The organism is uncultured Helicobacter sp., from assembly GCF_949282165.1.
Lineage (GTDB): Bacteria > Campylobacterota > Campylobacteria > Campylobacterales > Helicobacteraceae > Helicobacter_F.
The window spans coordinates 1-10,598 of record NZ_CASDOV010000028.1 but is presented as its reverse complement, the minus strand read 5'-3'; the positions used below and the strand labels follow the sequence as shown (position 1 = coordinate 10,598).

Annotated in this window: 13 protein-coding genes; 8 read left to right on the top strand and 5 right to left on the bottom strand. The window is 48.0% G+C overall.

The genetic code is table 11. The features are described from left to right. The 3 genes from ACH2BK_RS09585 to ACH2BK_RS09575 all read left to right on the top strand — a co-directional run. Positions 1-191, top strand: a 191-nt coding sequence (locus ACH2BK_RS09585) for a hypothetical protein (protein WP_395003681.1), incomplete at its 5' end; no start/stop codon positions are given. 53 nt (positions 192-244) lie between these two features. Next, entirely contained in the window at positions 245-370 is a 126-nt protein-coding gene (locus tag ACH2BK_RS09580; protein ID WP_395003679.1) for a hypothetical protein, read from the top strand. Between the two features lie 9 nt (positions 371-379). Beyond that, a complete protein-coding gene (locus ACH2BK_RS09575; RefSeq protein ID WP_395003676.1) occupies positions 380-1,540 on the top strand; it encodes an MFS transporter in 1,161 nt (386 codons plus the stop codon). Between the two features lie 2 nt (positions 1,541-1,542). On the opposite strand, the gene ACH2BK_RS09570 is transcribed toward ACH2BK_RS09575, so the two are convergent. Then, the gene (locus ACH2BK_RS09570) at positions 1,543-3,315 is read right to left on the bottom strand and encodes a PhoH family protein (RefSeq protein WP_395003672.1); all 1,773 of its coding nucleotides are present in this window, start codon (positions 3,313-3,315) and stop codon (positions 1,543-1,545) included. 88 nt (positions 3,316-3,403) lie between these two features. Here ACH2BK_RS09570 and tpx point away from each other — a divergent pair, with 88 nt between their 5' ends. The 4 genes from tpx to gltS all read left to right on the top strand — a co-directional run bounded on the left by tpx (position 3,404) and on the right by gltS (position 6,733). Beyond that, complete coding sequence (tpx, locus tag ACH2BK_RS09565) at positions 3,404-3,901, top strand: thiol peroxidase (RefSeq protein WP_395003667.1); 498 nt, start codon at positions 3,404-3,406, stop codon at positions 3,899-3,901. 1 nt (position 3,902) lies between these two features. Further along, entirely contained in the window at positions 3,903-4,313 is a 411-nt protein-coding gene (locus ACH2BK_RS09560) for a pyridoxamine 5'-phosphate oxidase family protein (RefSeq protein WP_394994770.1), read from the top strand. Between the two features lie 26 nt (positions 4,314-4,339). Next, positions 4,340-5,281 (top strand): DMT family transporter, encoded by a 942-nt coding sequence (locus ACH2BK_RS09555; protein WP_395003665.1) that lies wholly within the window; start codon positions 4,340-4,342, stop codon positions 5,279-5,281. A 243-nt stretch (positions 5,282-5,524) separates the two neighbouring features. After that, entirely contained in the window at positions 5,525-6,733 is a 1,209-nt protein-coding gene (gltS, locus tag ACH2BK_RS09550; protein ID WP_395003663.1) for a sodium/glutamate symporter, read from the top strand. Positions 6,734-6,752: 19 nt separating this feature from the next. On the opposite strand, the gene ACH2BK_RS09545 is transcribed toward gltS, so the two are convergent. Genes ACH2BK_RS09545 through ACH2BK_RS09530 form a run of 4 tightly spaced genes read right to left on the bottom strand, consistent with a single transcriptional unit; the run spans position 6,753 to position 9,340 of the window. Further along, positions 6,753-7,568 (bottom strand): class I SAM-dependent methyltransferase, encoded by an 816-nt coding sequence (locus ACH2BK_RS09545; protein ID WP_395003659.1) that lies wholly within the window; start codon positions 7,566-7,568, stop codon positions 6,753-6,755. A 16-nt stretch (positions 7,569-7,584) separates the two neighbouring features. Further along, positions 7,585-8,598 carry a polysaccharide deacetylase family protein gene (locus ACH2BK_RS09540; protein ID WP_395003656.1) on the bottom strand — a complete coding sequence of 338 codons (1,014 nt, stop codon included), beginning with the start codon at positions 8,596-8,598 and terminating at the stop codon, positions 7,585-7,587. Between the two features lie 9 nt (positions 8,599-8,607). Next, a complete protein-coding gene (locus ACH2BK_RS09535) occupies positions 8,608-8,856 on the bottom strand; it encodes a hypothetical protein (protein WP_395003653.1) in 249 nt (82 codons plus the stop codon). After that, on the bottom strand, positions 8,831-9,340 hold the full coding sequence (locus tag ACH2BK_RS09530) for a hypothetical protein (RefSeq protein WP_395003650.1): 510 nt from the start codon (positions 9,338-9,340) through the stop codon (positions 8,831-8,833). Before ACH2BK_RS09530 ends, ACH2BK_RS09535 begins: the two co-directional genes overlap by 26 nt. Positions 9,341-9,537: 197 nt before the next feature. Here ACH2BK_RS09530 and ACH2BK_RS09525 point away from each other — a divergent pair, with 197 nt between their 5' ends. Continuing rightward, positions 9,538-10,308, top strand: a complete 771-nt coding sequence (locus ACH2BK_RS09525) for a hypothetical protein (RefSeq protein ID WP_395003648.1) — start codon at positions 9,538-9,540, stop codon at positions 10,306-10,308. The last annotated feature ends 290 nt before the right edge of the window (positions 10,309-10,598 follow it).

The following is a 10,598-nucleotide window of genomic DNA, read 5'->3' as shown; positions in this document are numbered from 1 at the left end:
CTAGCGCAATCGTTGCGGAGGCACTACTGCCTCCTTGCTCCAACGATTGCACACCACGAAGCGGGCGAGTGTCGGTATGCGCTGACGCGCTACATATCTTATTTGATTTTTGCTCTGCAAAAATGGCAGAATCTAAAGATTTAGAATCTTTAGATTCTGCTGAGTTTCTTAGATTCTCTAACGCATTCTGATAGAATCTAGCTCGGTTTATAGAAAAGGTGTTAGCTCAAGTCGCGTTGATGAGGTGGCGGCACTAAGACGCGATTTAGATTCTAAAAATGCAGTGTATGAACGCGCAGCGGAGCGAAGTGGGGATTTATTCCCCACGAGCGATAACAAGTTTTGCCCTAGCAAAACTTGCATTAAATAGGAGGGCATAATGTCTAAAAGATGGTATTTTTGGCTAAGCTTAGCCATACTCGTGGCGATTTCGCTCAATCTCCGCGCGCCCATCAACGCGCTAGGTCCTATGGTGGAGAGTATCAAGGAGCATTATGGCATCTCATCGGCTACCTTTGGGCTTTTGAGCGCGATTCCTATCGTGGCGTTTGGGAGCATTTCGTTTATCGTATCGTATTTTTCTAATATCAAAATTCTCTTTAGCGCGCTTTGTGCTATCGCGCTGGGCGAGGTTGTGCGTAGTTATGGAGGTATTGGGGGATTGTTTGTAGGCACGGCGTTTATCGGTGCGGGGATAGCGGTGGCAAATGTGCTGCTGCCGGGCTTTGTCAAAAAGAAGTTTCCCAAAAAAACCACGGCGATGATGGCGCTGTATTCGTTTGTGCTCAATTTCTCCTCCGTGCTTGGCATATGGCTCGCCCTGCCGCTCGCCCATAGCATTGGCGTGCCGCACGCCTTGGCGTTTTGGCTCATCTTTAGCACCCTCGCCCTCCTGCTCTACCTCCCAGAGATACGCAACCACAGAATCTCACGCACCAAAGTGCGCAAAAAATACGCAAAAAGCCTTATGCGTGAGGTGAGCGCGTGGAAAATCACGATTTTCTTTGGTTTGCAGGGGTTTTTGGCATATAGCACCTTTGCGTGGCTGCCCGCCATCATCGCACACAAGGGCTATGGGCTAGAATATGGTGCTAAGATTTTGCTGTATTCGCAGTTTGTGTGCGTGCCCGTGGCGTTTTTTGGTCCGCTGCTATTAGGGGTGCTGCGCGAGAAGCACAAAAGCCTCTATATGGCGTTTTTGTGTAGCTTGTATGTGGTGGGGTATGCGTGCGTGCTCTTTGGGGAGGGTGAATGGGCGATGTATGTGGCTATCGTGTGTATTGGGATACCTATGGGCGGGGTGTTTGGGCTCGCGCTGCTCTTTATCTCCCAAAAAAGTGACTCGGTAGCCGTGGCTACGAAGCTTTCAGCTATGGCGCAGGGCTTTGGCTACCTCATAGCTGCTAGCGGTCCTTTTATCATAGGATTTTTATACGATCACTCCGGGAGCTACACATATGGGATTATCCTCGTGCTGTGCGTGGCGCTCGCACTCAATCTCGCAGGGATCTTAGCGCACAAAACAAAGGCGATTGGCTAGAGTTACTCAAAATCTCCAAACCACCGCGCGATGTCGCTGCGTATGGTTTGGCGTAGCTGCATAGCGGCTATCATATCATCGCTTACGGCTTTTTGGAGCAGGCTTAGCGCGCCATTGCGGAATTTGCTAAGATATGGGTGATCTATCTGCGCCCAATCCCCCAAAAACACGATCCTACTTCCCTCGCCAACCCTCGTGCCGATGAGCTTAATCGTCGCGTTTGAGGCGTTTTGGACTTCATCAAAGATGATGAATTTATTAGCAATGGTAATGCCGCGCGCGTGGGCGATGTCTAGCACTTCGATCTTGTGCTTTTGCAAAAAATACTCGGTGGCTTCCATCTTTTCGATACTTTTGACTTCGCCGCGGTATTCTATGCGCTTAGCCAGCGAGCCCTGCTGGAGCTTGTCAATCATACAATTTATCGCGCTATAGAGTGGATACATAAAATAGCTTAGCTTTTGGCTCTCATCGCCTTTGCGGAATCCTAGCTCGGCTTCTTTGTCGGTGGCTGTGACGGTGTTGCGCAGGTAGATGATACCCTCCACACTGCCGTTTTTGAGCAGGGTTAGCCCCGCTTGCAGCGCGATGAGCGTCTTGCCGCTGCCGGTGGCTCCTGTAACGATACTGATGAGATTTTTGGGGTGTAGCAGCATCGCATAGAGCATTTTTTGCTCCAAGTTTGCGGGCGTGATGTAGGGCTTGTTGTCCTGAATCATCTCATCGAGGTTGGCTATCTCGCATTTTCCATTGATTTTAAAGCCAAAGCTTTTTTTGCCCGTGCGATACATTGAACTATCGGTATTATCAAGCTCGATGAGCTCTAGCAAGCTCCAATTTTTTAGCCTACTAAATGCCTCGCTAGATTCTAGCGCGCTTAGATTCTCATCTTTGTGAATCTCAAATGTTTGCCAAAAGTCTATTTTTTCGGGATTTTCTACGCGGTTTCTAAAGAGTGATTGGGCGTTTAGATTTTGCGTGAGGGCGCGGATTTTTAGCGAGATGTCGTTGGTTAGAAGCGTGAGATTGTAGTCTTTGGCAATCGCGATGATTTTGGTGTCATTGAGGCTGCGCTCCTCATAGGGTATGTCATAATGCGGGCGATAAATGAGCGTGATGGGGATATGGCGGGAGTTGTGCAAAAAATAGATTTGTCTGATGTAGTCGTTATGTTTATTGCAATTTTCACTTTGTGAAAATTGCTTGCCGCTTGCGAGGAGTAAATCCTCGCTCGCTCCGCTGCGCGAACATACAGAGGATTTTTTAGAATCTAAAGTGTCGCTTGGTGTCAGCGCGTCAGGCACGCCACTTGGGCTAATACCTTTTCTATACACCGAACTAGATTCTGTATTTTCACTCTGTGAAAATTGCTTGCCGCTTGCGAGGAGTAAATCCTCTATGCTTACGCTGCGCGCACATACAGGGGATTTTTTAGAATCCAAAACCTCATTTGAGCCTAGAGGCTTATGAATGCTAGTGCTAGATTCTGTATTTTCATTATCGCTGTGCGTGCTTAGGGTGCTTTGGCTAGAATCTAAAGGTTTAGATTGCTTAGATTCTATAGCAGTGTTAGAATCCTCGGGCGTGTAGAGATTGCGAAAAAACTCGCGCACAAAATACCCCATTTCATTCATCAATTCCTTTTTCTTATCAAGCTCATCGATGATAGTGTCAGAGAGGTAGAGGGTGTTTGCCCCGTCTTGGTAGAGATACACGATGTTTTGTATGTCGTCTAAAATCACGGAAGTATCAAGCAGGTATGATTTACGATTCAATTAAAATCCCTTTATAAAATCTAAGGCTTGGATTGTAGCAAGGTTTTACTTAAGGCTACTTCCAAATAATAAATTTTAAGGAGAGAAAATGTCTGTTACATTTCATGGCAATGCTGCCACACTAAAAGGTAAAGAAGTCAATGTGGGCGATAGCGCGCCCAAAGTCGAGCTTGTCGCGGGGGATTTGAGTGCAAAAAGCGTGGGCGGAGCAAGTGGTAAATACCAAATCATCAATGTCGTGCCCTCACTGGATACCGGCGTGTGCGCTACACAGACACGCAAATTTAACCAAAAAGCCGCGAGCCTGCCCAATACCGAGGTGTTTGTCATCTCGCTTGATTTGCCTTTTGCACAGGGGAGATTTTGCAGCACAGAGGGGATTGACAAAGTCGTGGCGTTGAGTGATTTTAGGGCTAAGGCATTTGGAGAGGCTTATGGCGTGGTGCTAGCGGATTCTCCACTAGCGGGGTTGCTCACACGCGCGGTGTTTGTGGTGGATCCAAGTGGCAAAATCGTGCATAAAGAAGTCGTGAGCGAGATAACTAATGAGCCAAACTACGACGCGGCACTTGGTGCGGTGAAGTAGTATGCGCACCTTAGCCCAAGTCGTGGCGTTTATCGATAGTTGTGGATTGGGCTTTTTGAGCACTAAGGGCACTTGTGGCAATCCACGAGTGCGCCCTGTGCAGAGTATCCTCTATCACAATGACAGAATCTACTTCGCCACTGCGAGCACCAAAAACTTCTACAAACATATCCAAAGCCATCCGGGCATAGAGTATTGTGCGTGCGCGCAAGATGGGAGCTTTTTGCGTCTGCGCGGGGAGGCTAGAGTAGCCCAGCATCTCGATGCTAAGGAGGCGATGTTTGCCAAATACCCTGTTGTGAAGCAAATCTATACAGATGTGAATAATCCAGACTTTGTGGTGTTTTACCTAGAGAATGTCAGCGCGCAGCTTGAAGATTCTAAAGGAGAGCGCACGCAGCTAAAGGCTTAAGGGCGCAAGTCTTTAGGGCTTTAAGAGTGCTGCAAATCGCGCAAAATACCAAAGGAGGGCGCGTGGAGCGCACGGAGCGATTTTATACATTAGCGATGTTTTTTGCTATGCTGCTTTGGGCGTTATCTTGGCCCTGCTCAAAGATCCTTACCCACCAAGCCCACCCCTATCTTATCGCGCTTATGCGTTTTTCGCTAGTGTGGGCGTGTATCCTGCCTTTGATGATAGTTTTTAGGATTTCTTTTAGGCTCTCTAGAGCGCAATTTGTCCTCGTGTGCGTCGCGGGAGTGTGCAATGCCCTGTATTCCCTGCTCTTTTTCCAAGGACTCGCCTTTGGCGACGCGGGGCGCGCGGGGGTGATCACCACGACGCTTTCGCCCATTTTTGGCTCATTGCTTAGTATGCTTTTTGGCGGCGTGTATGTGAGTGCGCGCGAGAAGCTCGGGCTAATTCTTGGGCTCATATCCGGGATTTTTTTGCTCCATATCGAGGATTTTTCCTCACTGCTCAATCCTTTCAATCTCTTTTTTGTCGGTGCTGCGTTTGCTTGGACATTGGTAACACTGACGAGCAAAAGGGCGCTTTTGCACCCCTTGCAGTTTAATTGCTATGTTTCTTTTGTGAGCGCATTGCTTTTTGTGCCCTATCTCGTGCTAGGAGAGGGGATAGGGGCGAGTTTAGCGGAGGCAGATTCTGTATTTTGGGCTTGCTTTTTGGTCGTGAGTGTGCTCTCTGTAGTGGTGGCGACAAGCATTTTTTACAAAGGCATAGAGGTGCTAGGCGTGCATAAAGGCGGGAGTTTCTTGCTGCTTGTGCCCGTCTTTGCGCTTGTGCTGTCATTTTTTATGCTTGATGAAACCCCCGATGTGCGCACGCTCATAGGCTGCGCGCTAGCTATTGGGGCTATTTATATGCTTGGCATTTATAGAGATTCACACCTGCGTTGGCTAAAGGGGCTTTTGCGCTAGGGCGAGCATAAGAGCAAGTTTTAGAATCTAGTTCCACAGATTCTAAGATTCACAAAAACAAAATAGAGAATCTAACTTTTCAGAATCTAGCAATCTACACAATCCCCAACACAGAGAATCTCAAAGCAGATTTGGAATCTAAATACCTTACAGATTCTAAATTCATCACAGAATCCAAAGTATTTAGAGGATTTTGGCTATACTTTGCTCCTTATATTTTCAAGTATTGCGAGGATTGGCGTTATGGAATTTAACTTTTATGCCACTTTGGTGTCGTTGGTGATTGTCCTGCTCCTTGGGCGGTTTATCGTCTCTAAAATCGGGTTTTTGTCCTATTACAATATCCCAGAACCAGTGGTGGGTGGGGTGATCGTGGCGATTGGGCTTTTTATTTTGGCGCATTATTTTGGCTTTAAGATTAGCTTTGATGCGTCGCTGCAAGAGCCACTGCTCTTAGCATTTTATGCGAGCATTGGCTTGAGTGCGGATTTTGCCTCGCTCAAAAAAGGTGGGAAGATTCTCATCGTGTTTTTGCTCGTGGTGCTGGGGCTTTTGGTTACCCAAAATGTCGTGGGCGTCCTCCTTGCCGAGCTGATGGGCGTAAATCCGCTCATAGGGCTTTTGGGAGGCTCTATCACGATGAGCGGAGGGCACGGCACCGGAGCTGCGTGGGCAGAGGTGTTTAAAGCCTCTCCGTATCACTTCACGATCGCCGATGGCGTGGCTATGGCTTGTGCGACTTTTGGGCTGATCGCTGGGGGCATCATAGGCGGTCCCGTGGCGCATTATCTGATGAAACGCCACAAACTCGATCCCAAAGCGCACAATAAGGACTTTGAAGATATGCGCGAAAACATCTTTGAAGAGCCCAAAAAGGTGCGGCTCATTACCGCCACTTCGTTTGTAGAATCCCTCGCGCTTATTGCCATTTGCCTGCTTTGTGGCACGCTCATCGCAGACGCACTACGCGGCTCGCCCCTGACTATCCCTACTTTTGTGTGGTGTCTCTTTATCGGAGCGGCACTGCGCAATCTCCTCGCTGCAAGCCGTATCCATTATGTGTTTGATAGAGAGATGGGCGTTTTGGGCAATGTGAGCTTGGCACTTTTCTTAGCCTTTGCGCTTATGAATATCAACATCCTTGATCTCATGTCCTTGGCACTGCCGATGGTTGTGATTTTGGTGGCGCAAGTGGTTGTGATGGTTTTGTATGCGGTGTTTGTTACTTTTAGATTCTGTGGGAGGGATTATGATGCGTGCGTGCTCTCTGCTGGGCATTGCGGCTTTGGGCTAGGTGCTACTCCCACGGCTATGGTAAATATGCAGGCAGTTACGCACCACTATGGCATAAGCCATATGGCGTTTATCATCGTGCCTTTGGTTGGTGCGTTTTTTGTGGATATTTTGAACGCCCTAGTTGTGAGCGGTATGCTAGCACTTCCTGTGTTTTAGGATCGCTCTTTTGGCGATTCTAGCAAGCGGACGCAGCGGCTCTAGGGCTAGGATAAATGGGTAGATAGCTTTGCTCAGTGCTGCCCCCCCCCCCAATTAGGATTTTAGAAGCCCTACTTGTTTTTGCAAAGATTTGCACATATTCCGCACCCTCTATTTTCCCAAGTTTTCTTAGCCCAAAAAATCTCGCGAGGAAGTCAAAGGTGTAGCGAAAATGGAAGTTTTTGGGCAAGTGGCATTCTATCACGGGATAAAAGCAATTGCCTATGAGTGCCTCGCCACCGGGCTTTAGTGATTCTAACATCTCCCCAAAGGTCGCCATCGGATCATCGACATGCTCTAGCACATCGGTGCTTACGAGGCAGTCATACCGCCCAGATTCTAGCCTATCCACAAACCTAATATTTGCAAAGTTTTGGATATATTTTTTGCCATACACGCTTGGGAATGGCTCATAGATCTCAATTTGTGCATTTGGGCAGACTCTGGCAATCTCCCCAGCGAGCGTGCCAAACCCACCGCCATAATCGCAGATTTTCTCAAATCCCTTGCTAGCCACATAGCGCGCGATAGATTCTCGGATACTAAAGCTTAGCTTGTCGTATTGTGTGAAAAGCCCATTGAGTATCCACACCGGATGCGCGTAATACGCCCCGATTTTGTCCCAATCAAGCTTTTTGTTATCACAGCCCATTTCCTCCCAGACTTTATTGAGCAGATACCACATCTGCTCCACATCATCGCTAATCTTTGGATCTTGTGAATCTAGCAGTGTCTGCAGGGCTACTCTGTCCTTTGAATCTAGCTCGAGCTTGTTTAAGTCTATGTCTATCATCATAACTCCTTTGTGTTTAAGATACAACGACTTTGCGTCGTCTAGGGCGATAAATATGCCGCAGGGTAAAAGTGTCTGTGAGCATAAAGCGCGGCAGGGCGTGCAAAAACTCTCTGTGTGCGGGATAGATACTCCCCGCGCGCGTGGTGGTAGCACTCACAAAGCCAAGCTCTCGCGGGATAGCAAAATAGCGAGAATCCACCTCAATCCTGCCGCCAAAGGGATAGGCAAAATGCCTAGGCGCGAGATTATGGGCTTTAAAAAGCCTTTGGGCTTGTGCTATATCATCGCTGATTTCTTGGGGTGTGAGGCGATTAAAGATAGGGTGTGTGTGCGTGTGGTTGCCGATGGTGGCGAGTGGGTTTTTGGCGATATAGGCTATATCCTCCCAGCTCAGTGCGAGAAGATCGTATGTGCGGGGATTGTAAGCGATACCGAGCTTTTGGCAAATGTGTAAAGAATCTGTATAACTCGTAGAATTTTGGATAATCTGTGCGCGCAGAGAGAGGAAGAGCTCCTCTAAGTGCTCTAGCTCGCTAGATTCTGTGCATTGTCTATGCGCTGAATCTGTGCATTGCCCCCCCCCCTTATTAGCTAAAAGATAATCCTCTAAGCCAAACCACCACATATTGTGGCTAGATTCTGGAAACGAGGTGCAGACATAGATACAAAAGGGCACGCGGTGCGTATCAAAGATAGGATAGCCATAGGTGAGATTGTCCTTGTAACCATCATCAATCGTGATACATAGTAGCTTGCTAAAAGGCTTAGATTCTGTGAGGTTGTGTGCGAGCTCATCGAGACTGACAAAGCTATAGCCCCTTTCCTTTGCCTCCGTGATAAAGGATTGCAAAAACTCGGGCGAGACTTTGAGGGCTTCATTGATAGGGAGCTTGGCTGAATCTATGGGCGCGATCCTGTGGAGCATTAAAATCGCGGCATTGCCCTCAAAAACTCGCCTATTAGATTCTAATCGCCAAAGTCGCTCAATGATGTATTGTTTTAGCGTGCTGCGCAGTGTTTGTCGCATTTATCTCCTTTAGTTTGGTTTTTTGGCAAAGATGCCTATGATGATGGGGTATTCTAAATCTTTGTGCATAATCTCCTCACGGGTGAGCTCCTCTGCGGCTATGCCCTGAAACTCCGCCATCAGTGCTAAGAGATTGCCATACACTACGCTCTCTACATTTCCCACGCCAAAGACTTCCTCAAAATCCCGCTTAATCCCCATTTCCATAAACCGCCAATAATCTCCCCAGTTGTCATAATCGTGCCGAGAGACTTGCACGATCCCAGCTACGGTGACCAGTGCTGCCCCCCCCCCCCATTAGCATATTATAAATCCCTCTAATAGCCTTTTTGTAGTCGTAGATGAAGTTCAGCGTAACCGTGCAGATAAAGCAGTTTAAAATCCCTTGAGGCAGATTCTCAAACTTTGTCAAATCCCCCACAATCGTGGCTTTTTTGTTATCCGCCGTGTAGTGCAGGATGTGGGATTGCGTGATATCGTGTCCAAATTTTTTGGTATAGGTATCTTCAGCGATCTCACACACCACGCCTTGTATGTGCGCGGCATAGGTGCGCAAAAAGTCTTCTTGGTAGATTCTATCTATGGGCGTGCCTCTATCAAAGCCAAAGACGCGCGATATGGGCTCAAAACTCCGGAGATTGTGCCAATTAGTGGGCTTGCTCGTGCGCTTGATACAAGGTGCGCAAAGCCGCCAAATCCTGCGCAGTGCGCGTATGGGGAGTGTGAGAATCTTGCATAGCATAGTAATCCTTTGTGTGGGTTGTGTGCTTTCGCTAATGCCTCTAACCCCATAGGCTTTGGCTTTGTGGCATTGCGGTGGTTGTTTCCAAGCCCCAAATTGTAGCGCATAAAGCTTTAAATTTTGTGCGCACAAAGCTCTTTTTTGGTAAATTAGCCAACATACCAAGCAAAAACAAAAGAAAAACAAAACGGAGAGCGATGGGGCGTATCACACTTTGTGGCAAAGAGATAGTTATCAAGCGCGATGATTTGCTAGATTTTGGTATCGCGGGCTTTAATGCCAACAAGGCGCGCAAGTTTTTGAGCCTCTTAGATTCACAACACGAGGTTTTTGTGAGCTTTGGGGGCAACCAATCCAACGCAATGCAGGTTTTAGCAGCACTCACAAGCGCGCGCGGCAAGGAATTTGTGTATATCACGCCCCAACCCCCGAGGTTTTTGCGCGAGAATCCTATGGGGAACTTCGCCTTTGGGCTAGAGCACAATGTGCGCTTTGTGTTTGCCCCCGCTGGGAGCAGGGTAGCGGAGTTAGAAACTCTCGCGCGCGAGGTGTTTGCGCAGCAGCGAGCGCGGTATGGCGAGCGCGTGCTGTTTGTCCCGCAGGGTGGGAGTGAGGGGATAGCAATGCGGGGGATGGATGAGTTGGTGTGTGAGCTTTTAGATTCTGTATTGGGGCATTCAGCTTTGAGCGATAAATCGGGGAGTTTGATTGTCGGCAGCGGTCATTACCCTCTAGGTAACTCCCTTGCCTCCAATCTGCACAACCCCGATTTCTCATCTCAAATCTTAGAATGCCCGGGCAAGCCAAGCGTGGAGTCTCAAGTAGATTCAGAATCTAAGGAAGGCTTAGAATCTAGCTTTTCAGAATCTAAGCAGCTTACAGAATCCACAACGCCAAAAAATCCTAGCGAGGCTTTGCCAAATATAAAAAATAGTGCGTGCGCAAGCACGAGCCGAAGCAGAATCTAAAGATTCTCAATCTTTAGATTCTGCCATTTTTGCACAGCAAAAATCAAATAAAATATCCCGTGCGGAGCACCTGCAAAAAGCGTCGTCGGGGTGAGGGGAGGCTAAAGAGTTCTTACCCGCCCGCCCAAATCGGGAGCGACTTCGCGCGCGTGGCAAAGCCACTCGCCCATACCTGCACATTTTAAGCCTCGCTCACCCCTTCTCGCATAAAACACAAGATTCTAAAAAATTAGAAAATATTCGTGAGAATGCGAGTCTAAGAAACTTAGAATCTAAAACAGAGATTCTAG

Coding starts and splice junctions, on each gene's coding strand:
- ACH2BK_RS09575 (WP_395003676.1), top strand. CDS start 380: ATGTCTAAAAGATGGTATTTTTGGCTAAGCTTAGCCATACTCGTGGCG.
- tpx (WP_395003667.1), top strand. CDS start 3,404: ATGTCTGTTACATTTCATGGCAATGCTGCCACACTAAAAGGTAAAGAA.
- ACH2BK_RS09560 (WP_394994770.1), top strand. CDS start 3,903: ATGCGCACCTTAGCCCAAGTCGTGGCGTTTATCGATAGTTGTGGATTG.
- gltS (WP_395003663.1), top strand. CDS start 5,525: ATGGAATTTAACTTTTATGCCACTTTGGTGTCGTTGGTGATTGTCCTG.
- ACH2BK_RS09545 (WP_395003659.1), bottom strand. CDS start 7,568: ATGATAGACATAGACTTAAACAAGCTCGAGCTAGATTCAAAGGACAGA.
- ACH2BK_RS09540 (WP_395003656.1), bottom strand. CDS start 8,598: ATGCGACAAACACTGCGCAGCACGCTAAAACAATACATCATTGAGCGA.
- ACH2BK_RS09530 (WP_395003650.1), bottom strand. CDS start 9,340: ATGCTATGCAAGATTCTCACACTCCCCATACGCGCACTGCGCAGGATT.
- ACH2BK_RS09525 (WP_395003648.1), top strand. CDS start 9,538: ATGGGGCGTATCACACTTTGTGGCAAAGAGATAGTTATCAAGCGCGAT.